The 26,485-nt window shown below is 41.4% G+C and carries 23 protein-coding genes; 6 read left to right on the forward strand and 17 right to left on the reverse strand.

Going from position 1 to position 26,485, the window contains the following annotated elements:
- Positions 1–5: 5 nt before the first annotated feature.
- From BST97_RS09715 to BST97_RS09725, 3 genes are all read right to left on the reverse strand, one after another.
- A complete protein-coding gene (locus BST97_RS09715) occupies positions 6–1,361 on the reverse strand; it encodes a M13 family metallopeptidase N-terminal domain-containing protein (RefSeq protein WP_317043409.1) in 1,356 nt (451 codons plus the stop codon).
- A 170-nt stretch (positions 1,362–1,531) separates the two neighbouring features.
- A complete protein-coding gene (locus tag BST97_RS09720) occupies positions 1,532–4,879 on the reverse strand; it encodes a T9SS type A sorting domain-containing protein (RefSeq protein WP_085767051.1) in 3,348 nt (1,115 codons plus the stop codon).
- Positions 4,880–5,001: 122 nt separating this feature from the next.
- Positions 5,002–5,490: a nuclear transport factor 2 family protein gene (locus BST97_RS09725; protein WP_085767052.1), complete on the reverse strand. Its 489-nt coding sequence runs from the start codon at positions 5,488–5,490 to the stop codon at positions 5,002–5,004.
- A gap of 29 nt (positions 5,491–5,519) precedes the next feature.
- On the opposite strand from BST97_RS09725, the gene BST97_RS09730 reads away from it, so the two are divergent.
- From BST97_RS09730 to BST97_RS09740, 3 genes are read left to right on the forward strand one after another with little or no spacing between them, the layout of a single operon-like run.
- Positions 5,520–6,083, forward strand: a complete 564-nt coding sequence (locus BST97_RS09730; protein ID WP_085767053.1) for a DNA-3-methyladenine glycosylase I — start codon at positions 5,520–5,522, stop codon at positions 6,081–6,083.
- Positions 6,043–6,654, forward strand: coding sequence for a hypothetical protein (locus tag BST97_RS09735; RefSeq protein WP_157111601.1), 612 nt, complete (start codon positions 6,043–6,045; stop codon positions 6,652–6,654). The genes BST97_RS09730 and BST97_RS09735 overlap by 41 nt, the downstream gene beginning before the upstream one ends.
- Positions 6,635–7,297, forward strand: coding sequence for a DUF2490 domain-containing protein (locus BST97_RS09740; RefSeq protein WP_085767055.1), 663 nt, complete (start codon positions 6,635–6,637; stop codon positions 7,295–7,297). Before BST97_RS09735 ends, BST97_RS09740 begins: the two co-directional genes overlap by 20 nt.
- Here BST97_RS09740 and aat read toward each other — a convergent pair.
- The 3 genes from aat to BST97_RS09755 all read right to left on the reverse strand — a co-directional run bounded on the left by aat (position 7,282) and on the right by BST97_RS09755 (position 9,452).
- The gene (gene aat, locus BST97_RS09745) at positions 7,282–7,935 is read right to left on the reverse strand and encodes a leucyl/phenylalanyl-tRNA--protein transferase (protein ID WP_085767056.1); all 654 of its coding nucleotides are present in this window, start codon (positions 7,933–7,935) and stop codon (positions 7,282–7,284) included. The genes BST97_RS09740 and aat overlap by 16 nt on opposite strands.
- A 331-nt stretch (positions 7,936–8,266) precedes the next feature.
- On the reverse strand, positions 8,267–8,641 hold the full coding sequence (locus BST97_RS09750; protein WP_085767057.1) for a DUF3127 domain-containing protein: 375 nt from the start codon (positions 8,639–8,641) through the stop codon (positions 8,267–8,269).
- 7 nt (positions 8,642–8,648) lie between these two features.
- Positions 8,649–9,452: a flavin reductase family protein gene (locus BST97_RS09755; RefSeq protein ID WP_245833695.1), complete on the reverse strand. Its 804-nt coding sequence runs from the start codon at positions 9,450–9,452 to the stop codon at positions 8,649–8,651.
- A gap of 247 nt (positions 9,453–9,699) precedes the next feature.
- Between BST97_RS09755 and BST97_RS09760 the strand changes: the two genes are divergently transcribed.
- Both BST97_RS09760 and BST97_RS09765 read left to right on the forward strand, forming a co-directional pair.
- On the forward strand, positions 9,700–12,099 hold the full coding sequence (locus BST97_RS09760; RefSeq protein ID WP_085767059.1) for a M28 family peptidase: 2,400 nt from the start codon (positions 9,700–9,702) through the stop codon (positions 12,097–12,099).
- On the forward strand, positions 12,092–12,868 hold the full coding sequence (locus tag BST97_RS09765) for an NAD(P)H-binding protein (protein WP_085767060.1): 777 nt from the start codon (positions 12,092–12,094) through the stop codon (positions 12,866–12,868). Before BST97_RS09760 ends, BST97_RS09765 begins: the two co-directional genes overlap by 8 nt.
- Here the strand turns inward: BST97_RS09765 and BST97_RS09770 are convergent.
- Positions 12,865–13,137, reverse strand: a complete 273-nt coding sequence (locus BST97_RS09770; protein ID WP_085767061.1) for a type II toxin-antitoxin system RelE/ParE family toxin — start codon at positions 13,135–13,137, stop codon at positions 12,865–12,867. The genes BST97_RS09765 and BST97_RS09770 overlap by 4 nt on opposite strands.
- Positions 13,134–13,370 (reverse strand): ribbon-helix-helix domain-containing protein, encoded by a 237-nt coding sequence (locus tag BST97_RS09775; RefSeq protein ID WP_085767062.1) that lies wholly within the window; start codon positions 13,368–13,370, stop codon positions 13,134–13,136. Before BST97_RS09775 ends, BST97_RS09770 begins: the two co-directional genes overlap by 4 nt.
- Positions 13,371–13,562: 192 nt before the next feature.
- Here BST97_RS09775 and pbpC point away from each other — a divergent pair, with 192 nt between their 5' ends.
- A complete protein-coding gene (gene pbpC, locus BST97_RS09780; RefSeq protein ID WP_245833528.1) occupies positions 13,563–15,950 on the forward strand; it encodes a penicillin-binding protein 1C in 2,388 nt (795 codons plus the stop codon).
- Positions 15,951–16,060: 110 nt separating this feature from the next.
- Here pbpC and BST97_RS09785 read toward each other — a convergent pair whose 3' ends face one another.
- The 9 genes from BST97_RS09785 to BST97_RS09825 all read right to left on the reverse strand — a co-directional run bounded on the left by BST97_RS09785 (position 16,061) and on the right by BST97_RS09825 (position 26,467).
- Positions 16,061–16,555: a YciI family protein gene (locus BST97_RS09785; protein WP_085767063.1), complete on the reverse strand. Its 495-nt coding sequence runs from the start codon at positions 16,553–16,555 to the stop codon at positions 16,061–16,063.
- Positions 16,549–17,016: a CYTH domain-containing protein gene (locus BST97_RS09790; protein WP_085767064.1), complete on the reverse strand. Its 468-nt coding sequence runs from the start codon at positions 17,014–17,016 to the stop codon at positions 16,549–16,551. The genes BST97_RS09785 and BST97_RS09790 overlap by 7 nt, the downstream gene beginning before the upstream one ends.
- Positions 17,017–17,021: 5 nt before the next feature.
- A complete protein-coding gene (locus tag BST97_RS09795) occupies positions 17,022–17,696 on the reverse strand; it encodes an NAD-dependent epimerase/dehydratase family protein (protein WP_245833530.1) in 675 nt (224 codons plus the stop codon).
- A complete protein-coding gene (locus BST97_RS09800) occupies positions 17,684–18,121 on the reverse strand; it encodes a hypothetical protein (RefSeq protein ID WP_085767065.1) in 438 nt (145 codons plus the stop codon). The genes BST97_RS09795 and BST97_RS09800 overlap by 13 nt, the downstream gene beginning before the upstream one ends.
- An 87-nt stretch (positions 18,122–18,208) precedes the next feature.
- Positions 18,209–21,502, reverse strand: a complete 3,294-nt coding sequence (locus tag BST97_RS09805; RefSeq protein WP_085767066.1) for a TonB-dependent receptor — start codon at positions 21,500–21,502, stop codon at positions 18,209–18,211.
- Positions 21,503–21,623: 121 nt separating this feature from the next.
- Complete coding sequence (gene pgi, locus BST97_RS09810) at positions 21,624–23,252, reverse strand: glucose-6-phosphate isomerase (protein ID WP_085767067.1); 1,629 nt, start codon at positions 23,250–23,252, stop codon at positions 21,624–21,626.
- 12 nt (positions 23,253–23,264) lie between these two features.
- The gene (locus tag BST97_RS09815) at positions 23,265–24,521 is read right to left on the reverse strand and encodes a M23 family metallopeptidase (protein ID WP_085767068.1); all 1,257 of its coding nucleotides are present in this window, start codon (positions 24,519–24,521) and stop codon (positions 23,265–23,267) included.
- A gap of 2 nt (positions 24,522–24,523) precedes the next feature.
- Positions 24,524–25,537, reverse strand: a complete 1,014-nt coding sequence (locus BST97_RS09820) for a tryptophan 2,3-dioxygenase family protein (RefSeq protein WP_085767069.1) — start codon at positions 25,535–25,537, stop codon at positions 24,524–24,526.
- Between the two features lie 135 nt (positions 25,538–25,672).
- Entirely contained in the window at positions 25,673–26,467 is a 795-nt protein-coding gene (locus BST97_RS09825; protein WP_085767070.1) for a DUF3108 domain-containing protein, read from the reverse strand.
- Between the last annotated feature and the right edge of the window lie 18 nt (positions 26,468–26,485).

The following is a 26,485-nucleotide window of genomic DNA, read 5'->3' on the forward strand; positions in this document are numbered from 1 at the left end:
AGCCATCATGTTGTCAAAAAGATTCCCCCATTATCTAGGCTTTTGATCTCCATTTCAGAATAGTCTTTCCACTTGTCTGGATATCCTATTTTGATGGTCATGCCGTTCAATTTCTCGATAGCTTTTTCCTTAGTCTCCTCACCCATCCAATCAAGGTTATTGATGCGGTTTTCATAAGCTTTCTTCACATAATCGATCATTTCCAGCGCCTTTTCTTTTGCTTCGGGCGGGAATTTCTCGTCTACATATAATTTACCCAATGCTTCACCTACCACAGCATTTACGGTTCCCAGCGCACGCTCTTCTCTGGGACGTTGTTGCTTAGCTCCACGCATGGTTTTGCTGTAGAAATCCCAGTTTGCATCTTCTAGTTCTGTAGAAAGGTATCCAGCGGTATTGTCTAACAATGTCCATTTAAGATACTTCTTCATCATAGGCAGGTTTTTTGAGACCCACAGATCGCTCAATGCATCAAAGTACTTAGGCTGGCTCACGATAAGATTTTCAAATTCATCCACTCCCAATCCTTCAAAATAGGCTTGCCATTCCATTTGTGGCATGAGCTTTTTCAACTCAGCTACGGTCATGGGGTTGTAAGTCAGCTCTGGCTTACGGCTTTGAACTTTGTCCAGACGTGGCGTTGCCATCTTGGTTTCAAAAGCCACAATGTCTGCGGCATCTTTTTTGGCGTTTGCAGCATCCGCTCCCACAAGTTTGAACATGCGAGCGATGTGCTGCTCATATTTTGCCAATTTCTCTTTACTGTCCTCATCATCTTCCACGTAGTATTCTCTGGACATTCCCAGCGCTCCAGTTCCCAGATTAGCTACATTCTTATCGGTGTCCATGGCATCTGCACCCACATAAAAACCGAAGAATGGGCTTAATCCCTTTCTGGAAAGCTCCACCAGTAATGGTTGCATTTCTCCAAGAGATTGTACACCCTCGATTTTTTGCATGTAAGGCTTGATGGGCTCGTAACCTGTTTTGTTACGATTCTCAGTATCCATGATGCTTTGATATATATAAACCGCTTTTGCCTGATCAGAATCAGGATCTAGGTTCTCATCATTTCTGGCTTTATCGAGAATCGCTAGAACATCAGCTCTGGTGTCTTTTGCGAGCTTGTTGAACCCTCCCCACACGGTTTCATCTTCTGGAATTTGAACAGAGTCCAGCCATCTCCCGTTGACATAGCGATAAAAATCATTTTTGGGAGACACGCTGGTATCCATATAACCCAGTTCCAGACCTGGATAGTCTTTTTCTTCTACCACTTCGGTAGTTTCCTTCTCATCCTTACAAGAGAAAGTCAAGGTGCCCACTATCGCTAGTGCTGGCAGTAATTTAGAGGCTTTCATGATACTAAAATTTTGAACTCCCTAAAATACCGCTTTGCCTTAAAAATTATGTTAAGGTATTGACAAGTAAATCAAAATTCGTCGTTCAACTGCGTAAATGTTTTGTCTTGTGAAAATTTGAAGTATCTCGCTTTCGCGAAAGCGGAAACACTCAACCCATTAACTTATCACTACGACTTGATTAATTTATGCGTACTCTTTGCACCTTCACCACTTGAAATCTCGAGAAGATACACTCCTTGTGAAACGTGATCCAGCTGCAGTACTGTAGCGTTGCCGCTTACACTTTGTTCAGAAATCATTTTGCCGCTTAGATCAAAGACCTTTAAGGTAAACTCGCTACCGGAGTTCCATGATATATTAAAGGCTCCCGAAGATGGGTTCGGATAGATTTGAATGTCATTTTCAATTTGAGCCTGAGCGTTGCTAGCCGTCCCTGAAATCACAAAATTGTCTATTACTGCACCTTCCTCGGTAACCGATTGATCCGTAACAAATGAGAATCTAAAAATCACATTTGATTCTCCAGATAAGAAATCAAGTCCATGAGAATAAGTCGCCATGGTAGTTGCGCTACCCGTCCATTGTGCTCCCACACAATTGAAACAATTAGAACCATTAGGGAAACGACTGGAATTGTACCAATTAGGATCATTTGACGAACCTAAAATATCCCAAGAAGCTCCTTGATCTGTGGAGTACTCCATGTATAACAAGTCCCAATCTTGCTCGATTTCAAATGCCATTTCAAAGCTTAATTGAGCCGTAGAAACATTTGAAAAATCATAACATCCAGAATACAAGTAGCTGTTGAGTTGGTTATCATGATTACCGTTCAGATTTGTGGCATAGGCAAAATTATCACTACCTGCACCCGCAGAATTTAAAACAAAACCATTAGGCACACCACGCTGCCAGGTATTGCTGTCGTTAGTCAGAAAATCTCTAGTTTCAAAAGTATAGGTATCGTTGAAGGCGCCGCTTTGATTGATGGAAATCTCAATGCTGCGAGAATTATTTGAGCTAAATGCGTCATTAGGAACGCTTACCTCAACCGCAAGATTGTTAGTTCCTGTACTTAAGCTAAGATTAGGTAGGTTTACAATCTGAGTATTTCCTGGAGCAACAGCTACCGCTATCTGACTAGTTACAGCTGTTTGATTGTTCAAAGTGTAAGCCAAGTCAATCTGGTTGATCTGAGATGTTCCGTTATTTCTAATTTCAAGACTAAGTGGTGACGCTGCACATGCGAGGTCTCCTCCATCGGTAATAATTCTGGTGATCGCCACATCAATCGCTGGAGCTACTACAGGAATTGCGGTCTGCCATACTCCTCTACCATAGGTTGCAGCGGTCATTATTCCATCATTAGTGTTAATCTCTAGATCGCGTATACTGGAATTAGGTAGATTATTTAAAAATGGCTCCCAGCTGGTGGCATTATCTTGAAGTCTGTAAACCCCAGCAGATGTCCCTACATACAAATTTTCAATAGCATTTAAAGGCTGGTGAGCTAGAGCATTTTTACCTAGGTTAGGCAAATCATAAGTAATATCACTGAAAGTGTTCCCATTATCTGTGCTGCGATAAACTCGTCCAAAACTACTAGATGTAGACACATAAACTGTGTTACTACTATTACCATTCACCTCAATGGCAGCGATGTTGTCGTTAAAATTTTGAACAAAACTAAAATTAACTCCAGCGTCATCGCTGCGATATAAAAACGAATTGTAACCTATATAGATAGTGCTATCATCGTTAGGATCTATCTCCAGCACATCAATATTACCTCCAAAAGATTGAGATACCGGTTGCCAGCTGAAATTTGAATCCATTTTATATAGACTGGAATAACCTGCATATATGTTTCCTTGGCTATCGGTTTTGAGCGGTGTGATCCAGTTCCCTTGTTCTGGACCTTGAACGGAACCTGCTCGGCTTATTCCATTAGTTGAAATATTTAATGAGCCACCAAATTGCGTAAAACTGTAACGCAAATCTGAATTGTTAGGATCAATGCCTGCATCCATTCCATCAGCGCCGTGGTAGTTTGTCCAACTGTCATTTTTTCTCAGAAAACCTCCATTATCCTGTAATCCACCAGCGAGATCAGCGCTGGACTGTCCTACAGCAATACGATAAAACTGACCTATCTGAGCACCAGCAGTCAAATCCATAAAAGAACTACCGCCATTAGTACTGCGATAGACACCACCATCAGTAAGTGCAAAAAGCTCATTGCCAAATTGCCTGATCTGGTGAACATCTGCATGTACATAAGCTGGATCATTAGGTTGATTCCAGTTATTCATTTTAAAGAAGTTTGAACCGCCGTTAGTTGACTTCCACATGTTGAGACAGCCAGTGTAGATTGTATTTGCGTTATTAGAATCCACCTCAAGAGCTAGATCATACCAGCCTTGTCCACTCTCGAGAATATCCTGACCACGATCTCTCTGTGAGAAACTCAATCCAGAGTTGGTAGATCGATATACTCCTAATAATTGAGCTTGTGAATCTATAATTAAGAGGTATACATAATTTGCATTTGCTGGTGTAACGCCTATAACCGATCTACCCATATTGAAGGGTAGCCCGGCACTTATCTCTGTCCAAGTTTGGCCACCATTTGTTGACCTATGAAAAGAGTCTAATGTTGAAATATAAAGTGTGTTTACGTCTCCAGGTTTAAACTTTACATCTTTCACATTCCCAAAGAACGTACGATTGAACGTTATCCCAGCGTTTGTACTTATATACAGACCTCTATTAGAGGAGACAACGATTTTATTTGAGTCAGTAGGATCTATGTAGACTTCACTAATATTTGCAAAAGTGTCAAAAAACTGAAGCCCTGTAGCATTAAAGGTTATACCGCCGTCCGTACTTTTTAATAGTCCTATGCTAGGTGCATCACCAGCATCATCATCTCCAGTCCCCACATAAATAATATCAGAATCGTTAGGATCAATAGCAACCGCGCTGCTCCCTACCCTAGAGATAAAATCGTTGAGTGGAGTCCATGTTACTCCTGCATCAGTAGATTTCCAGGTTCCACCTCCTGGACTTCCTATGTAGTAAGTGTTAGGATCGTTAGGATCTACCGTCATGGAATTGACACGTCCCTGACCAGCAGACCATGACCCTGCATTTGTGTAAGTAAAAGGTCCTACGGGCAACCAGTTTGAGTCATCACTTAGAACTCCTAAAGTTTGCGTGTTTTGAAGCTCAGCAATAAACTCAGCATTAGTTTGAAGCGTTCCATCTTTTTTAACATAAGCTTTAGCAGTTTCAAGCCATCTCATATAAGGTTTAAAACCACTACCCTTAACCTCTTTATCATGCGTTTCCCAGTAGGCATCGCCAGCAGCTTTGATTTCTTGATAGGTTAGTTCCTCGGGTGACTTTTCTAGCAACAACTCTTGCATCCAAGGAGCTTCCAGTAAGGCCTGAGAATGACTCAAGTTGAACATTATAAAAATTAATAAGAACGGTAGTATTGATAATCTTTTCATGCGGTGCGCAATATAGATCGCAAACCTTGAAGATTTAAGAAATCATTATGTAAAAGACCCCTAATTCATAAATGTTTCTCAAGAATCTAAGGTAATAATCAATCCATCAAACAGAGTTTTAGTCACTTTTTGTTCTTAATGAATTTTGCATCCCAATCTTGCTTCAACTCTGTCAGCGCTTTTACGTTTTCATTAGGTACAGCAATAGAGAGTACATAATGTGCTATTTTCCAATTTCCATTAACATTTTTCAAGATACCACTACCTCTGCATATCCCCATTTGAGTATTTATTAATTCATCAAAATAACTTACTCCATCGATGAAATAGACGTTGCGCGCTATAGGAGTAAAGGACCAGGCCTTACCGCGATCGAAGTAGGGCTTTGAAAACTCTTCAAATTCCTTACGCTGCCAGTGCTCTGTAGCATCAGTACCTATGAAAACCGCATCTGAGGTCATCAAGTTAAAATAGGCGTCAAAATCATTATTTGCTGCAGCAGCATGCCAATTATCAAGCGCAGCATCTACGGCCTGTTTTTTTGAATCTGTTTGTGCAGATGTTGTGATTAAAAACGAAAAGAATAATAGAAGAAAACACGATTTTTGCATGCCTAAATGTAAGGAACATCTCAAAACTCATGAAGAAAAAAAAATGTGGCTGGTGTCTGGGCGATGCCCAATATGAACAATACCACGATACCGAGTGGGGCGTACCCGTTTATGATGATCAGACCTTATTTGAATTTCTTATTCTGGAATCCATGCAGGCCGGCTTGAGCTGGATCACTGTTTTGCGCAAGCGTAACAATTACAGGAAAGCTTTAGATCATTTTAATGTGGATAAAATTGCTCAATATGATGAAAGCAAGGTTCAAGAATTGATGAACAACTCAGGTCTCATACGCCATGAGTTAAAAGTAAGATCCATCATAAAAAACGCAATAGCTTTTAGAAAAGTGCAAGAAAAGCATGGCAGCTTCTCAAAATACATTTGGAATTTTGCAGACCACGAGCCCATTAAAAACAAGGTCAAGTCCTACCACAGTTCCCCTTCTAGAACACCCCTTTCTGATCGCATTACAAAGGATCTCAAAAAAAATGGCTTTAAGTTTGTAGGTTCAGTCACCATCTATGCCTACATGCAGGCTATAGGTATGGTAAATGATCACGAGGTATCCTGTTTTAGATATGATGAAGTTTAGGTTTTTATGGATTTTGATGGTTCTCGCTTTCGCGAAAGCGTTACCTGTACAAGCACAACAGATAAAAAAAGAGCAGGAATCTAGAATAGAATCTCAAGAATTCCCAGCTGAGACTGAAAAATGGGTTAAAGCACTTTCCGAAAACTGCAAAAAACTCAAGTTCTACAAGGAAGTAGATGGCGACAAAACCAGCTACGAGCTGAAATGCAAGTGTGAAGGGCGCAAGCGTAGCATTGAGTTCAGCGAGAAGGGAGCACTGGAAGACGTAGAAATACTTACTAGAAATAAAAAGGTAGCTAAAGCGGTACTTAAACGTATCCAGAAATCACTGGACAGCATTACCTCAAAAAACCGAATCGAGAAAATTCAAGAGCAGTATTTCCTAAATTCAACATCCCCAGCTCAGCTCAAACTCCGAATCAATAATTCTGATCTCAATGGCTACGAACTAATCGTAGCGTTTAAAGAAAAACGTAAAATCTACCGCAAAGAACTCCAGTTTGACCGATACGGCAAGCTTATAAGTTCACGGGATATCAAACGCCTAGAATATGATTTCTTGCTATTCTAAGTGGGTTTTATTTTTTCTTTTACCTTTCTGTTGCTATAGCCAGATCGATGAAGTGCTGGTCGATCCCTCGATTACCTTCTCATTTCAACAAGGTTCGAGATGGGGATTCAACACGATCTTAAATCAGCGTAGTGTAATTTATGAGGAAGGGCAAGCGCTGCATGTTCAGGCAGCCCAGTTTGCGACTTATGAAGTGGGTTTCTACAGTCAGCTGGGCATGGGTGTCATGTACCGTGAAATTTTTGATGACGATCGCCCAGAAGAATTGCGCACTACTCAACAATATGTTTTTGCACGTAAGTATAACGCCCTCAAAATTGCTCATCGTGGTAGATGGGATCAACGCTGGCGTGCAGACCGCCTCACGCACAGATGGCGTTACCGTCTTTCCAGCTCATTACCCTTAAACGGTCTTAGAACGGACAGCTCAGAATTTTATCTTACCGGAAGCTGGGAAACTCTTTTTATTGCAGAAAATGGTACAACTCCAGCATTTGACCAGCGCTTTGCGATAGGTCTAGGTCAGCAACTGAACGAGAACATAAAACTCCAGCTAGTTACCACGTACCGCATAGAAGATTTCACTAAAACATCAGAACGTTTATTGTTTTTAGAACTTGGATTATACTATTCATTCAATTGAGAGAGAAAAACTTCACGATCTATTTCCACCGCACCTAGACTTGCCAAATGATCATTGTACACCTGAGCGTCGATAAGTTTGTATTCTTGGGATTGAAGCTTTTCAATTAGATACCACAATGCGATTTTGCTGGCATCAGTTGCTCTGGAAAACATGCTTTCACCACAGAAAATTCCCTTTTGGTTTAGATCGATACCATAAAGACCACCGACAAGCTTATCGCCAGAAAATACTTCTATGCATTTAGCTACTCCCATTTTGTGTAAATGAACATAAGCAGCAATCATATCATCATTGATCCAAGTGCCCTGTTCTCCCTTGCGTTTAACTTTACTACAGTTCTTGATCACATCATCAAAGCAAGAGTTTTCTCTGATCTCGTAACCTTTATTGCGTCTACTCTGTCTGAGCGATTTGGAAATCTTCATGGGCGTCTCAGATCTAAGGTTGAAGACCATTCTGGGATCTGGACTCCACCAGCAAATAGGATCACCATCATCATACCACGGGAAAATTCCTTTGTTGTAGGCATCTAGTAAACGCTCTAGACTTAAGTCTGCTCCAGCGGCAAGCAAACCATGATCAGCAGCCTTTCTCGGATCAGGAAAAGGATCGTTTGTTTGTAAAAATGGAATCATAGATGCATATGAACTTCAAAGAAAATTTTTTTTGAAATCGATCAGCCACAAGTACTTATTTTATTAGATGACGCCATAGCCTAACCACATTTTATAGTGATCAACTAGATTTCAAACGATTGCATTTAAGGTGATTTTACAAAGATTGACGGCATAAACTTGCACATTTGAAAGTAATTAACAATCTTTGAACAGTCTTCGGATTTAATTTTATTTTCATCATTGCTTTTTTTGAGTTTGTTTGAAGACTGAACCATTTAATTAGAAAAATCCCGACCTCGCGGTCGGGATTTTTTGATTCTAATTCTAACTATAAATTTTACTTCCTCAATTAAAAAGGTAGATCGTCATGATCTTCATCTTTTGAGTTTGAGATAGGCTCATATTCATCAAATGGTGGCACTTCTGGAGCTCCTTGATGCGGGTTGGCAGTTAACTTCTCAATACGCCATCCAGAAATACTATTGAAATATTTTGTTTCTCCCTGCGGACTTTGCCACTCACGTCCTCTCAAATTGATGCCCACTTTTACTTGATCACCTACATTAAAGGCATCAAGCAAAGAGGTTTTATCTTGAACAAACTCTATCATGAGGTGCTGTGGGTACTGCTCCTCAGTCGTCACGACAAGTTCTCTTTTTTGAAAACCATTGTTACCAAAAGTTTTTGTTTCCCCTTTTACTTTGATTTTTCCTTGTACTTCCATAATTCACTTATATCAATATTATTTTCCAAGCCTCTTCCAGCTGGTTCTTTCTTATGTATTCTTTTGCTTTAGCATGTCTTTGAACCTCATTGAAACTCATGAGATCATTTTCAATTGCAAATTCTTTTACTGCCTTTTGATCAGGAATCTTTTCTACGTTTCCTAATTTTCCCAAATCATTACCCGTAAGTACCGTACTGTTTCTAGCTGTTTCAGGGATAGCATCCACACCTACTCCCAGTGAAGCAAGAGGTTTGGGAACTTCAAACATTGCATCTTTAGACCTGCAGTACCAGTTGCCTCCCATGCGCGCCACCGTATCGATTTTGAAAGGATCTATTTTATTATTACCATCCAGCACCTCATCATTCACATGCACCATTACCACTTCACAAATGATCAGGTTTCCAGCGCCACCTTCATGTCCCAACTCGACAATCTCCTTCACTTTGCACTCAAATTGTACCGGGCTTTCAGCAACGCGTGGCGGTCGCACCTTTTCTGAAGCCACTTCAGTCAACCCTGATTTTACAAACTCATTGACACCTTCTGCATATTCTGTACTGCTGAGAGACATCTGTTGGACAATATCATAATTTACGATGTTGATCACCACCTCTTTGGTGGCCTGGGCATTCAGCAAAGTATGCTTTACCGTATTGTTTCTTACCCTTCTGGCAGGGGAGAAGATCATAATCGGCGGATTTGCACTAAACACGTTAAAAAAGGAATAAGGTGATAGGTTTACTTTCCCTTCCTCATCAATTGTGCTGGCAAAAGCAATAGGTCTAGGTTGAACTGCTCCCAGCATAATGCCGTGAAGTTCAGCAGTTGGTATTTTATTAGGGTCTAGTTTCAATGTAAATAGCGTTACATACAAATATATTTTTTTGTTATGGATTGACCATTTTATGTGAGGTATTTTATTGAGGAATTGTTTCAGTCCTGAAGAGTTTGGAATCATAGTCCAACTCTTATTAATGCAAACACAGCATCAGCCTCTTGCCATTTAAAATCTTTATGTAACTTTCACTTTCCCTAAATAAACCGCCCTATTTATGAGGCCCAAGTCACATTTTACCTCAGCTATTTCTTTTATCGCGATTTTATTGCTTTGCTGGTATGCATTTCACAGTCAGACACCATCCGCAGAAGTAGAAGATAACGTCCCGCTAGAGGAGTGGTCTACGCAAAGAGCACTCAATCACGTAAAAGCCTTATCCCAAGAACCTCATTATGTAGGATCGCCTGGTCATGCTAAAGCAAGAGAGTACATTATCACACAGCTAGAATCTCTTGGTCTAAGTGTAGAAACCCAGCGCGGATTTACACTCGATGAATTTGGTAATCTTGCTGAACCCATCAATATTTTGGCACGTATCGAGGGAACAGATCCTGACGCTCGCGCTGTAGTCCTTTCTACTCATTATGATAGTGATCCGCACTCCAGTCTGGGAGCCAGTGATGCGGCAAGTGGAGTGGCCACCATTATTGAAGGCGTCAGAACATTTTTACATAGCGGCAAAAAACCCAAAAACGATGTCATTGTCCTTATCACCGATTCAGAGGAATTGGGCCTCAATGGCGCTTCTCTCTTTGTAAATGAACATCCTTGGGCTGATGATGTTGCCATAGTGCTCAACTTTGAATCCAGAGGTAGCGGTGGCCCCAGCTATATGCTGGTGGAAACTAATGGCGGTAACCAAAAAATCATTGAAGCCTTCAGCGATGCTGGTGTAGATTATCCCGTTGCCAACTCACTTGCCTACTCTATTTACAAAATGCTACCCAACAGCACGGACCTCACTGTCTTTAGAGTAGATAAAGACATCAATGGGCTCAACTTTGCCTTTATAGGCGACCATTTTGACTACCACACGCAACTGGATAATTATGAACGCTTGGATCGCAATTCGCTCGCGCATCAAGGTTCGTACCTCATGCCGCAGTTAAAGTTCTTTGCCAATGATGCCAGGAAAGGCGATTATAAAACTGAGAAAGGAAATGATCTGGTCTATTTCCCGCTCCCAGGACTGGATCTTGTAAGTTTTCCCTTTTCATGGTTGCCTATCATGATTATTGTAGGTGGAATCGGTTTGTTGATACTGATTGTTCTGGGAGTGAAAAAATCACGCATCAAAATAAAGGATGTCTTCATAGGTTTTGTTCCATTTCTAATCAGTTTAATTTTAAGTTATTTACTAATTACCTATGGTTTTCAAGTGGTAGCGGGCGATGTTTTTTATGTGGATAAAGGCTCCGTTTTTCCATACAATGGCTACTGGTGGGTTGCGGCTGCCAGCGCACTCGCACTCGCCATTTGCTTTGCTTTATACCACCTTATCTACCACCGTGATCGCATCGCCAGTCACTCGGTTGCGCCGCTATTTTTCCTTTGGCTCATTGCGCTGCTTATTTGTTTTCCGGTGGGCGACGGCGGTTTGATTCCAGGTATTTTTCTTCCTGGTGCAGGTTTTTTTCTGGTTCCCTTTTTCATGGGATTGATTCTGGTCTGGCTCAACATTTACCAGAAACGTCCCAGCTACATTCTCACCGTTTTACTTGCGATTCCCACTATCTTCATTTTTGTACCCTTTATCAAAGCTTTTCCGGTTGCGCTGGGTATGAGCATCCTCTTCTTGGCCGGAATTTTGACCGTTCTCGTCTTTGGGTTGATGATGCCTATTTTTGGGCACTACCGCAAGAAGGGTTTACTAGCAATCATTTGCTTGCTGGTAGCAGGTGGTTTTATAGTTACCGCTTTCGCGAAAGCGGAATTTTCAAAATCCCAACCACAATCCACAAGCCTCCTCTATATAGCCGATCTAGATGCAAAAACGGCGAAATGGGCGAGTTACGACGCCTTCTTGACCAATTGGACCCGAGAAAAGTTGGGCGACGCTCCAGAGGACGCGCAAGTGCTGGGCAAAAATGTAGCAGATTCCAAGTACAGATCGAGAATACGACACACCGCTCCAGCCGATTTCATAGCAATGGACTCGTTAAACATTCAAGTGCTGAGCGACACACTCCTGAATCAGAATCGACGTGTAAAATTGAGTATATCCAGCAACTCTAAGGTCAACCGCTACGAAGTTTTTGCCGATACCACCTATCAATTTACCGAACTGATCGCAAATGAAAAACCAGCCCCAATTGATGAAGAAACCGGCTTAGTTTACCCATACCGTCGCGGGAATCGCCTGATCAGTTATTATGTGAACGAGAATAAACCGCTGGAACTGGAAATGAGTTTCTCGAGTGATCAAGAGCCTGAGTTGATGATCTACGCGGCTTCTTTTGATTTACTCGAGAACAAAGACTTGAACGTCTCTTCAAGGCCAGAGAATCAAATTCCTATGCCTTTTGTTTTGAACGATGCCGTGATCAGAAAGAAATCGGTTACTCTGAATCAGGTAGATATGTCTGAATCACCTTCAATTGAGGAGAATGACTAAAAAAATAGGAATTTTGGGATGCGGCTGGCTGGGTAAAGCATTGGGTTCTAAACTGGTAAATTCTGGTTTCTCGGTAAAAGGTACCGTGAGAAAAAAAGAAGATTTTGCCCAGCTCGAAAAACTGAATATCCAACCCTATCAAGTAGAACTTACTCCTGATAAAATTAATGGAGAGATAGACGGTTTCTTAAATGGTCTTAATCAGCTGGTTTTCTCGTTGCCTCCCGGAACGAGAAAAAACCCAGAGTACAACTTCAGCGGGAGCATCAATTTGCTAATGGATGCCATAAAACCTTACGGTTTAAATAGGATTCTTTTTGTATCAAGCACATCGGTTTTTGAGGGTCGAGAAGGTAATCCTAAATATGATGAAAATAGTATCCCTAATTGTTCCAGCGCCTCCGCTCAGCAGCTCATTCAAGCTGAAAACATCATTCAAAAAAGTGGTTTTCAAAGTATCATTTTACGCTCTGGCGGTCAAATAGGTCAAGACCGGCATCCCGTAAAATATCTCGCGGGTCGGAAAGGTCTATCCAACCCAGACGCACCGGTGAATCTTGTCTCACAAGATTATCTTATTGAACTCATGACAAAGCTGATCTCTGCCAAGAATCCTCCTAAAATCATCCATGCGATCAGCGAGCCGCACGAGTCGAGGAAAGATTATTATTCAAGAATTGCTAGGGAAAGGAATTTAGAAATTCCCGAATTTGATGGGTCGAGAGGAAATGCAGGTAAAAAAATTGTTTCTAAATACTCCAATTATTAGAAATCTTGATTTCCTATTATGGTCATAATCTCGATATGATCTGTACTAATCTTATAATAGATACTATCTGATCCACACACGTATCGTCGATAACCTGGTTTAATATGATCAACCTGTGTAAAAGCTTTCGGATATTTTACTATTCTGTCAAATGCATCAAAAAGCTGATTGTAGTACTTGATTGCTTGATCTTCCCCAAATCTGAGCTTTCCGTAATTGAAGATTCTTATTAAATCTTCTTTTGCCGCAAGGCTAAGACGATATTTCATGTCGACCGACGTCTTGCTTCCTCAAGAATTTCTTCTCTGGTCATATCTGTAAAATCACTTTTTTCAGCAGCTTCAATTTTTTTTCTTATGAACTCAATTTCAGCTTGTTGCTTACGTGCCTGTCTGATTAAGTCGTTAACTATTTCACTTTTGCTGGAATACTCTTTAGAGTTCAATAACTCCTTCATCCATGTATCATTCGGTTCCGTTAAAGATATACTTTGTCGCGTCATGACTTTTTGATGCTAATTTAGCACATTTTTACACCACATTAGCAGCTTGTGCTGAAATTCAAGCCATGCTATAAAATTTTATTTGCTCAAACCGACAAACCCATTAACTTGTTATGGAATATAAAAAGTTTATTCTTCAACTCATTGAGATCGTCAATTTTCAAACACAAATTCAAAATACTGATCCTACTTGTGCTCGGGATTTGGTATTATTCCTGTCTTCCAGAGCAGCTTTTTGACGTTACTTATTCAACGGTTTTGGAAAGCAGTGATGGTCAGCTGCTGGACGCCCACATCGCTGCAGATGAGCAATGGCGTTTTCCTGAAGTGGACAGCGTGCCTTATCGTTACAAGCAATGTGTTTTACAATATGAAGACGCTCATTTTTACAGCCATCCAGGGTTCAATCTTATTTCTATATTCAAGGCTCTAAAACAAAACATTGATGCTGGCCGGGTGGTACGTGGCGGTAGTACAATCACGCAGCAGGTTATACGGCTTTCGCGAAAGCGAGATCGCAACTACCTAGAGAAAATCATCGAACTCATATGGGCTACTCGTTTGGAACTGCGACATTCTAAAAAAGAAATTCTTGAACTCTATGCTTCTCACGCTCCCTACGGTGGAAACGTCGTGGGGCTAGAAATGGCTTCGTGGCGGTATTTTGGAAGAAAACCTCATGATCTCAGCTGGGCAGAAAGTGCCATGCTAGCTGTTTTGCCCAATGCTCCCGGGCTGATTTATCCTGGCCAGCGCTCGTCGATTCTTAAAGAAAAAAGAGATCAATTACTTCTTAAACTCAATGAAGAAAAAATCATCTCTGATATGGAATACGAACTCGCTTTGCTGGAGGAAATTCCATTGAAAGATTACCGTGTACCTCAACTGGCGCCTCATTTGCTGCAAAGGGCTCGCAATGCATACGGTACTCAAAAAATCACATCAACTCTAGATTATGGATTACAGCAACGTCTGAATACGATTGCGGAAAACCATTACCATAAGCTGGCTCAAAATGGCGTCTACAATCTCTCGATTCTAGTTCTAGATGTAGAGAATGCCAGTGTCGCTGGCTATGTGGGAAATGCGCCTACCAGCGCGGAGCATAGCAAAGACGTAGACATTACCACGGCTCCCAGATCCACGGGAAGTGTTTTAAAACCCTTTCTCTATGCTTCCTTGCTTGATGAAGGTTTGCTCTTACCAGACACGTTTGTCAAGGATATTCCTACCACCATAGATGGATATAAAACTGAAAATTACGACCGCACTTACCGTGGTGCCGTGCCAGCATCCATAGCACTCGCTCGATCACTGAATGTTCCGGCGGTACGGATGCTGCAAGATTATGGTGTTGAAAAATTTTACGGCAGGTTGCAAGACCTGCATTTACCAGATATCAATCGCGGCGCTTCTACTTATGGCTTAAGTCTTATCATAGGTGGCGCTGAGAGCAGTCTTTGGGACTTGTCAGGAGCCTATTTGCACTTGGCACGGGACCTCAAGAATTACACTTCTCAAAGCAGCCAGTACGATCAAGAGGAGCATCAACCGGTTTCATATGTTTCGGATGATTCCGCTTTCACTTCGACTCCGCTCAGTGACCGCGCGAAAGCGGGCGTTTTGACTCCGCTCAATGACCGCAGATTAGATGTTTCAGCGGAAACTCAAAGACCCAAATCGACTGAAAAATGGTCTCAAGAACCCAATGTGTTTAGCGCAGCCAGTATATACCACACCTTTGAAGCCATGAAAAAAGTCAATCGACCCGAAGGAGAGGAAATCTGGCATTTTTTCAATCCCAACCGCCAGATTGCATGGAAAACAGGAACCAGCTTTGGGAATCGCGATGCTTGGGCGATAGGAGTAACGCCTAAATATGTGATAGGAGTATGGGCAGGAAATGCAGACGGTGAAGGACGCGCTGACCTCACGGGAATCGATAGTGCGGCGCCTATTTTATTTGACGTTTTCAATGGTTTTCCAGAAAGTTCCTGGTTTGATAAACCTTACGATGACCTCATAGAACTAGAAGTCTGTGCTGCCAGTGGACATCTCGCTGGTTTAAATTGTGAAGAAACGCAAATACAATATATTCCCGTCAAAGGGGAACGCACACCCCCATGTCCTTATCACCAAATCATCCACCTGAGTGAAGAAGGTTCTTATCGTGTCGAGGCAAGTTGTTATCCCGTTGAAAAGATGCAGCATAAAACCCATCTAGTATTGCCGCCAGCGATGTCCTATTACTACGCAAAATCCCATGCATCCTATGAGCGTTTGCCTGATTATCTAGAAAATTGCTCAACGGTCGACGAGAAAATGATGCGATTCATAAATCCCACGCATAATACTACGATAAGCATCACTAAAGACAAGGATGGCAATTTAAATCCTGCCGTTTTTGAATTGGCTCACAGAAATCGGGAGAAAAAAGTTTTCTGGTATTTAGATGACGCGTTCATTCAAACTACTTCAGGCATTCACGAGTTAGCTCTCATCGCTGATCCAGGAAGGCATCTTATCTCTGCCATAGATGAAGACGGGAATTCAGCTAAGGTTTACGTGAATTTTGAGTGACGAGATTTTAATCTTGGGTTTCGAATTTTTCTCTTAAAGAAATAAGTTGATAATTTAATTTCTCTTGAGGAAAATGTCCGCAGGACAAAGGGTGTAATATAGAGGTGCTATCACCTCAATTTACCCTCTTTGGCAGTCCACCAGCCGGTGGTTTTTACTTTCATCACACCACTTTTCACATACGGATCGAGATTAGCCAGACTATCTGCCATTTGTAAAGTAGGTGTATTGAAAACCACTATGCCGCGCCACTCACCACCATTGTTCATAGGCCCGATCAGACTGGCAAATCCCTCTTCATACATGCGTGAAAGGTGTTTGAGGTGTTCCGTTTGCAGGCGTGTGATTTCTTCTTTGGGCAGAGAATCGTTTTCACCGGTCAGTAATTGAACCATATAATATTCTTGCATCAAATACTGCTCACCACCTTCTTCATAGGTAAACACGCTGTAACCAGCTTTTTTGAGTGAATCGGCACGTTTTACAAGCTCTAGTGAATCAGTAGCTGTAGGATCTGGTGATACCACTTTTTGTTGCTCAACATCTCGTTTACAAGATGATGCCAGCATAATAACGAGGATGATTGAAAGTACATTTCTTACCATGTTGAAAAAGGATTTTGACTGATGTATGAATTGTAATAACGAGGATCTCCAGTTATCTCTTCTCCTAACCAATCAGGTTTAGAAAAAGTTTGGTTCTCGTCTCTGAGTTCGATTTCTGCGATGAGAAGACCTTCATTTGCTCCATGGAAGACATCGATCTCCCACGTGTTGCCATCGTGCTTAACTTCGTACCTGGTTTTTGAAATTATAGCTGGATTACATAGATCCAAAAGAGCCTGCGCCTCGTTACTGTCGATATCTTTTTCCCATTCAAACCGAGTGGTTCCAGATGCATTGCTCTTACCCTTAATCGTAATAAACCCCTGATCGCCTTTGATCCTGATGCGCACGGCTCGCTCTGGATCGGCAGAGAGGTAACCTTGAGCGATTTTGGTTCCTACCATTCCATTGAGAAATGATGGATCCTGAATTCTAAATTTACGCTCGATTTCCTGAAGCATGCTTACTAATATTTCTGAGCGATTTGCTTGAGCTCGTCACTCTCGATACGAGAAACGGCATAACCATTCTTAGCAATAAAGATCATGGATTGCGCTATGGTTTTAGGATAAATGGTTCTATACTTTCTCAGAAAGCCCACCAGCAAAGGATCAATAATTTTTTGAAATTTCTTCCATGTGGCTTCAAAAGTTCGCTTTTCTTCACGGTCACCACCTATCAAGGCGGGCTGGACAAAATAAGCCTCTGCAAATCCCAATTGCTCAATATCACGTTCCATCTCACCTTTACCTCGGTTGTACCTAAAACGACTTTCTGGATCAGCTCCTAATGCAGAGATCGCAATCACTTTTTTCATGCCATTTTTTAGCGCAATTTCTGAAACAAGCACAGGCAAATCATGTTCTATGCGGTAATACTCATCATTATCAGGTGTTTTTGCCTGAGTCGTTCCCGTACAGATGTATAAATGATCTCCCTTTAGATTTTCGGAGTAAGTACTGGGATCAAATAAGTCTGCGAGATGATTTTTATGTTTGGGGTGCTTGTTGTTGATACGCTTTCGCGAAAGCGTAACCACCTCTACATAATCCTCATCTTCCAGCAATAAGTTCAATACATAAGAACCCGTCAAACCAGTAGCGCCTACAACAACAGCACGATATTTCCCTATGCCAGCCATTGATTCCACGGCAAGCGAGACAATATGAGAATCAACGCGATGGTATAGAATATCGCAAGTTTTTTAAACTTGGCATTACTCACCAACTGCTTTTTGTGCTTAGAATAGCCTATGGTCAAAATTGCGGTAGCAATAATCATGGTAAGCGGATGCTCGAGTGCCAGCAATCTCAAACCATCATTACCCATCACTTGAGAGGTATTTGAAAACAACATGTTTGAATAAGGTGAAAATGCCCATAACGCGAGTCCTAACAGTAGCTGGATATGAGTAACGATAAGACCGACTAACGCAAGGCTGAAATCCCTATTGCCAAAATCTTTCTTACCAAAAAGGCCAATCAACGCATTGATTGTGGCAACGAGAACAACTAAAACTAAAAGATAGGCCCAGCCAGAATGTGCGTGTTTGAGAATATTATACATAGCATCAAATTTGATTTTCAAAAATAGAGCAAAACAAAAAACCCTGCTCTAAAATGAGCAGGGTTCTTGAAGCTAATTCAACAAATACTAGTTGAATATATATCTAAGTCCTATTTGTGCTTGCCATCTTGAAGAACGGATACCGCTGTCATCAAACTGCTCTTGACCTTCAGCAAAATCAATGTCATAGTTGAAAGCAGGATCTGGTCCACCGCTTACTGTTGTAAGTGGGGCTACTTCTCCAAAATCATTAGGAACAAACTCTTGACGACCCCAGTCTTTATTCAAGAAGTTGAAGAAGTTGAAAATATCAGCAGTTGCTTGAAGCGTGTGCTTTTTACCTCCAAAGTCGATACTGAAGTCTTGGATCACTTTCAAGTCTACTACGTGGTTCCATGGTCCACGGTCTGCGTTACGCTCTGCGTACTGACCTCTTCTACCATCAAGGTAATCGTTGCTTGAAATATACGCATCAAGAGCATTCCATTGCTGGCTTGCACTGATTACGTTACCAGCACCATCAGTATAAGGAACTAGGTTGATCTCGCTTTGGTTTCTTGGAACGTAGATAAGCGCGTTATCACGTGAGTCATCATTAAGAAGATCTCTACCCTCTTGATAAACGTAGCTCAAAGTAGGTCCTTGCTCACCATTATAGAACAAACTAACTGTAGTAGCGATGTTTTCATTCCAGTCCATTCTGTAAGAAGCATTAGCATTAATTCTGTGACCTAATGCAAAAGCAGAGTTTCCAACTTCAGTTCTGTTCTTACCATTTACAGTTACAGAATTTCTCCATTGTGAACTGTTTTGTGAAGATGTTCCTTCAAATACAGATTTACCTTGACCATAAGAGTAAGCTACCTGACCTGCAAAACCGTTATCAAATGGCTTAGTTAAAACGAAAGAAGCTGTGTAAGACCATCCTTCATTTGTATTTGTACCTAGGTAGATTCCCGTGTATTGATCGTCGATTCTATCAAATCTATTGTAGTATGGACGGTTATCAGCACCGTTAAGAGTACCTACAGGCTCTCTAAGGTTCAAGTTCTGATAAGTTACGTTATTGATCGTCTCGTTATATAAGAAATCTGCACTTGCGATCAAGCCCCAGACACCTGTTTTTTGGTCAATACCAATGTTGTACTTAGCAACTTGTGGTAATTTGAAGTTTGGAGAAAATAAGTCGATTTGTCCACCTAAAGTTCCTGAACCTGGCGCTGGACCATTACCTATAGGCTGGTTAAATGGATCAGCTACAAAACGAAGATCGCCATTATCAAAGTCACCCTCATTAACACCACCTACAGAAAGTCCATTGTTGTTATAAGCACCACCTGGCCATACTAAAGGAATTCTAGATGTAAAGATTCCCAGACCACCTCGTAGCTGCGTCTTTTTATCGTTGAACACGTCCCAGTTGAAACCTAGACGTGGAGATACGTGTACTTCAGTATTGATAGGTAGACCTACACGAGCTCCTTCAAGATCTTTTCCAGCTGCTTCGAGCAATGCAACCGTACGGTTGTTAAAGTCATCGTTTACGGTACCATCTTCATAGAAAGGTAAGTCGAAACGAACACCATAAGTCAAGTTGAAGTTATCTGTAAGACTCCACTCATCCTGAACGTAAAGACCAAGCTGAGAGTATCTGAACTGAGCTGCCGCTGCAGTGGCATCATCACCTGTAGTACCAGCTGGATCTAGTAAGGAATAAGAATAGTCATAGTCTGTAGGTGCAGCATCGTTTGTAGGATCATTGTCAAAATAAGTATTGAAGTCTGCTAGAGAATTGAATCTGTACTGACCGAAGTTCTGACGGATGAATACGTTACGTATGTCATACATTTCAAAGTTACCACCTACAGTGATGTTGTGAGCACCTTTAGTAATGTTGAAGTTGTTTGTGATGGTCAATACGTCTTGATCAAGAATGTTTCCAGTTGAGAAAGCCTCAGAACCAAAAGTGATTGAACCAGGACCGTCATTAATAGAAACTCTTGGGAATGCTCCACCTATAGGATCTCTATCATCTCTTACAGTTGTATAAGAAACGATCAAATTGTTAGAAAGCTCATTAGTCAAGCTACTGTTCCACTCAAAAGTAGAGAAGTTAGTCTCTGATGGGAAGAAGATACCGGCATTTGCAAAGTTGATAGAAGTATTACCACTACCGCTAGGTGAAGTAGACTCACCTCTTACATAGTTATGTTTGAGCGTGAACGAGTTTTTATCGTTCAGGTTGTAGTCTAATCTTACCGTGAAACGATCTGTATCTAAACTTCTTACCGTATTTTCAAAACTTCCAGGATTGTAACCAAAGTTGTTTATCAAATTATTACGCAAAGATTCAATGTCAGAGATTGAACTTGAACCTATATAGTTCTCAGCGTCAAAGGGTCTTGGAGTTTCTTCTCTTTCCACCTCAACGTTTGCAAAGAAGAAAAGTTTATTCTTGATGATCGGTCCTCCTACACGTGCACCATAAAGGTTAGTGGTGAACTCATCAAGACGCTCACGATCTGGAGCTGGATCAGAACCGTTGTTTTCATCTACTAGATCGATGATTGCCTGAGGAGTCTTACCAGCAAGCTTTTCATTTCTTGTAAAATAATATGCACTACCTTCCCAGTTGTTAGTACCTGATCTAGTAATGGCATTGATTGCACCACCTGTAAAACCAGACTGTCTTACATCAAAAGGAGCGATGTTTACCTGGAACGACTCTATCGCATCTAGTGAAATAGGATTGATACCTATCTGACCACCATTAGTTCCTGTACCGGCGAGACCAAAAACATCATTGTTAACAGCACCGTCAATGAAGATAGAGTTGTAACGGTTGTTCTGACCAGCGATTGAAATCGCACCACCTTCACTTACCTGAGCTTGTGGAGTCTTACGTAAGATATCACCTATGCTTCTTGTAGCAGTAGGTAGAGTATTGATTTCCCTAGTAGAGATGTTTGTATTAGTACCCGTAGTGCTGGAATCAAAAATTCCATCACGTACAGCGTTGATGACTACTTCATCAAGAGCATTTTGCTCATCAGATAGAGTAAGAGAAATGTTTTCTGACTCACCTAGCTGTAAGTAGATGTCAGTTAAAACCTCCTCATTTTTACCTACGTAGGTAATAGTAATGGTGTAAGGACCCCCTACTCTCATGTTAAGAATACGGTAGTACCCTTCAATGTTTGTAGAAGTTGCGTACTGAGTCCCAGTGGGTGTGTGAACAGCCTGTACCGTTGCTCCTAGAAGTGGCTCATCCTCACCTTCTAAAATACGACCATTAATACTGGAAGTCGTAACCTGTCCAGTCATGAACAAAGAGCTCAATAACAGCCCTAGTGTTATGAAAAATTGTAATGTTCTGTTCATCGCAGAATTATTTAGTGTTTGATTCTGCAAAAGTACTCCGCTATTCCAGTCTGTATATTAAGCGAATATTAAGAACGCTATGCTTTGAATAATAATATCGATCTGAAAATCAATTGATTAGTTAATTCAGTTTGTAAAATCTGCGTAAAAGATTTGTTGTGCTTGCATCATGAGTGCCAGTATCCTTTTTTTCTATGTCAGAAAGGATCTGATCTGCGAGCACCTTACCTAATTCAACACCCCATTGATCGTAACTATAAACGTTCCAGATCACACCTTCCACAAAAATTTTGTGCTCATACATCGCCACAAGCTTACCTAGACTTTCCGGAGTGAGTTCATCAATTAAAATGGTAGTAGTAGGGTTGTTTCCCTCAAAGACTTTGAAGGGCAATAACTTCTCAATTTCAGCGTCTGATTTTCCAGCTTGAACCATATCAGCACTCGCTTCTTTCACGCTCTTCCCGTTCATTAGAGCCTCCGTTTGTGCAAAGAAATTAGCCATGAGTTTATTGTGGTGGTCTGGTTGATGGTATTTCGCTTTCGCGAAAGCGATAAAATGAGCGGGAATTAGTTTAGTACCTTGATGTATCAACTGGAAAAAAGCATGTTGGGCATTAGTCCCTGGCTCACCCCAAACGATATTACCGGTCTGATAATCCACAAGATCTCCATTTCTATCGACACTCTTACCGTTACTCTCCATGATGGCTTGCTGCAAGTATGCCGGTAACCTGTGAAGGTATTGGGAATAGGGTAGTACAGCCTCACTTTCTGCCTTAAAATAGTTATTGTACCAGATCGTCATGAGAGCCAGCTGCACAGGAAGGTTTTTCTCAAATGGCGCCTCTTTAAAATGCTTGTCCATGGAAGCGGCACCAGCAAGTAATTTCTTGAAGTTCTCTACCCCAAAGGCAAGCGCAATGGACATTCCTACCGTACTCCAGAGTGAGAAACGACCGCCTACCCAATCAAACATGGGAAAAATATTGTCTTCTGAAATTCCAAAACCTGTCGCTCGAGAAACGTTGCTGCTCACGGCAATGAAATGTTTACTCACCGCTTCTTTACCTACTTTTTGCTCAAACCAATTTCTTATTGTGGTAGCATTAGTAAGGGTTTCTTGCGTACCAAAAGATTTTGAAACAATTACAAAAAGTGTCTTTTCTGGTACGATTTTCTTGAGCACTTCTTCAACGTGATCACCTTCCACATTTGATACAAAATGCACGTTGATATCGGTTTTGTAAGCTTGAAGCGCTTCGTAGATCATTACTGGACCTAGGTCACTACCGCCTATACCGATGTTTACCACCGTGTCAAATTTATTACCGTTATGTGCTACAAATTTGCCTTGATGTACACCATCTACGAATTCATACATCTTTTGATGGTTCTGGGCAGCGGCTTCCACATTTTCTGAAACTTTTACGCCACCTATATCTGAACGTAAAGCCGTATGCAAAACGGCACGACCCTCGGTTGCATTAATTCTTTCTCCCGTAAAATACGACTCTATAGCTTCGCTCAGCCTACATTCATCTGCCAGATCGTTTAATAAAGCAACTGTATTTTCATTGATCAGGTTTTTTGAAAAGTCTACATAAAAGTCATCGACTTCAATGGTCAGGTTTTTAGCCCGATTAGCATCCTGAGCAAAAGCTTCTCTGAGATCTATATTTTTAACCGATTGAAAATGCTCCTCAAGCTTTTTCCAGGCTTGGGTTTGCGTAGGGTTAATATTTTTCATGTGGGAGTAGCTTTAAAGCAAATCGTTATCCAGCTCCTTGAAGGGAAGCAGATCTATCTCTTCTTGTAACGGCTGTATAAATTCTAGGTATTCTTCTTTTTTGTTTTCTGGTAAAGGCTCTGCCGCTGGAAGGTTTTGTTTGTAGGGGTCTACTTGTCTACCATTTACCCAAAACCTGTAACACACGTGCGGTCCAGTCGCAAGACCTGTACTACCCACCAAACCGATGGTTTGTCCTTGCTTGACACGCTGTCCCACCTTAACCAGTCGTTTTTGCATGTGTAGGTATTGTGTGGTGTAAGTCTCATTGTGCTTCACCTTTACGTAATTACCATTACCTCTGGTATAACCAGACTTTATCACCACACCGTTTGCCGTAGAAATAATGGGCGTTCCGTAACCTGCGGCATAATCAGTTCCTAAGTGTGCTTTCCATCGTTTTTGTACCGGGTGGAAACGTCTGCCGCTATATCGGCTGGAAATGCGTGTATAATTTACCGGAGCCCGTAAGAAGAAACTACGCAGGGTTTTACCTGTCTCATCATAATAATCATGAACCTGGGCTGTGCTATCTGCAACAAAGCTGAAGGCATAATAAGGATTGCCATCAGTCTCAAATACGGCTGTTTCTACCTCTTCGATACCAGCAAAAACCGTATCATTAATGTAGCGCTCGCGGTAGATCATTTTGAATCGGTCACCTTTTTGCAATCTAAAAAAGTCAATAGACCAGCGATAAATGTCTGAAAGTTCATTAATAGCAGAGATGCCCAGACCTTCATCTTCCATAGCTTCAGACAGGGTGCTTTTTATGATTCCGCTGGCGGTTTTGCGCTTGTAGGATACTGGGTGATTGCCTTTAAATGCATTTAGGCTATCGGCAAAATTCACCACCACATATTCCATTCTATTAGGCTCATAAATAAAAGCCGCCATAGAGTTAAGGCTGTCCCGATGCTTTAAAATCTTATAAGGTTTACCCGCTTGAATGCGTCTCACGCTGTACACTTCATCAAGTGCTTGAGCGGCTCTGAAGGTACTCTGACCGGTGATAAGATGTGCGTCAATCAGGTCTCCAAAAGTATCTCCACGTTCTACGGTGTCTGCAATGATCTCGTAATCGTTAAGGTTGTAACCGTACTTCATGATGGGAAGCACCTCAGCAAGTTCCACCGGTTGCTCCTCCTCAACGATCTCAACTTCTTTATCTTCTTTGCAACTTGACAGAAAGGCTGCCGAGACCAGAAAATAGATTAATGTTTTTGTCATCTTTATTTTGTGTTCAAAACATGGTCTACCCATTGTTTTCCCCAGTTATCGTGTTCCTCTTTACTCCACAGCTCAGGAAAAAAGGAAATTTTCTGAAAATGTGGTGGCAAGAACTCTTTCCAGTTAGTTCCTCCCGTTGCGTCCACTGCCTTACCTTCTTTGCGCAAATAGCGGTGCGCCGCGCCCATATGCATGAGTAACCAATTCACATTTGCGTTTTGATCCAGATTTTTGAGAGCTGTTTTGAGACGTTCTGTTTTTTCTGAATCCGGTAACTGGTGGTATTTCTGATTCAAGTTACTAGCTTTAACTTCCTTTGCAATTCTCAAGAATCTAGGTGTGTAACGCTTTTCAAATTGCTTTAGTGTAAGTGTTTTTTCACCAGTCGCCCGGTCGATCCCGCCCTTTTTCCAGTAGATATTTTCAAACAGGTCTTCTTGAGTTGGACTTGTCTCGCTTTCGTCCCTACCTTCCTCGGAATAAACTTTATTCTGTTTTCCGCTTTCGCGAAAGCGTGCTCGATCACCAGCATGCACCAGATTCACAAGATCTGTACTATACAATTCAATCATACGGAACTGTGCGCTCTGAAAACCACTCGCCGGCAACAGCGACATGCGGAACTTTAAGAATTGCTCGCGTTCCATTCCCTTGATCATAACGTCAAAGCTGTTGATCAAAACGGTAAAATAGCGATTGATGCGATTGATCTTTTCCTCAAAATAACCTGCCGTGAGATCCTCTCTATTGATGATCTGTTTCTGCTCGTGAATAATAAGCTTGAAGTAGAGCTCCGTAATCTGATGATAGCCTATAAATATCATCTCATCAGGAAACTCCGTACTGGGAACCTGAAGGCTCAAAAGCGTATCCAGTCTTATATAATCCCAGTATGTCGTGTAGGTGTCGTACAATAAGCCGTCCATATAGGATAGCATATCCTGACCAGAATTCTTGAATTTCTCCTCGAGGAGCTTGATGCGATCCGTGATCTCGGGACTGAGCGTATCTTGCATAGACGTTATTTAGGCTAATCGCAAAAATAACAATCTCATAACAGTCTATCAACAGGTTATGATTTTAGCATGAACAGAGTTATGAACGCCTTAGATTTTTAAAAAACTGACTCGTCAGATTTGAACAGAAGGATTTTAATCTGGAATAATCCTAAAGCTATGCTTCAAACCTTTGAAGGCATCTAGATCTGCAGTAAGTGAGCCTACCGCAAGTTTTGCCTGGATTTTTAAAGGGATCTTATTGTCATCATCGCTAATCCAGACGGTAAGACTCTCTTCTTCTTTGAACACACGTCCAGATTGCACGTAGGGTCTGAATTTAAGTGCAGCGACATCGCCAAATTTAGTATCGACCACCTCGCGCCCCAGAAATTTTAATTTAAAGTCGTAATTCTCTTCATCAAAGAACATGGGTAACACAAACTCATCACCCACAGCTAATGTTTTAACGTCTACCGCGTTTCTCAAGAAATAGAAAGCACTCATCATATCTTGCGACTGAGGCTTGATTTCTAGCGTGCTCTTTTTCTTGTGCTTTTTATCATGGTAAAGCGCGGTACCCGATTCATGGTCAAAATCAATCTGAATGTCTTTTGTATGCCCACCTTCATTGATTTTTCTAATAAATCGATAAGGCTTTACCTCTTCGCGATCTATGTAGGTCTCGTAACGGTCATCCACTTCAAAAAATAGATCAAGAAGACCTGTAGATTTTCCCGTTCCTTTGATGTGGTAGACTTTTTCGCCTTTCAGCCTAGCGTTTTTCACATGCAACTCTGCATAACTGGCATTAAAAATCCCATAGTGGATACGGAACTTGAACCACTCCCCTTCTTCAAATGCCGGGTCTTGGACAGGGGGCATTTCCACACCTGTTTGAAAGCTGGTCAGAAGTAATAAGGAAACTATAAATAGAATTGATCTTTTCATGGTTGTCAACAGATTTGT

The sequence above is a fragment of the Nonlabens spongiae genome, from assembly GCF_002117125.1.
Lineage (GTDB): Bacteria > Bacteroidota > Bacteroidia > Flavobacteriales > Flavobacteriaceae > Nonlabens > Nonlabens spongiae.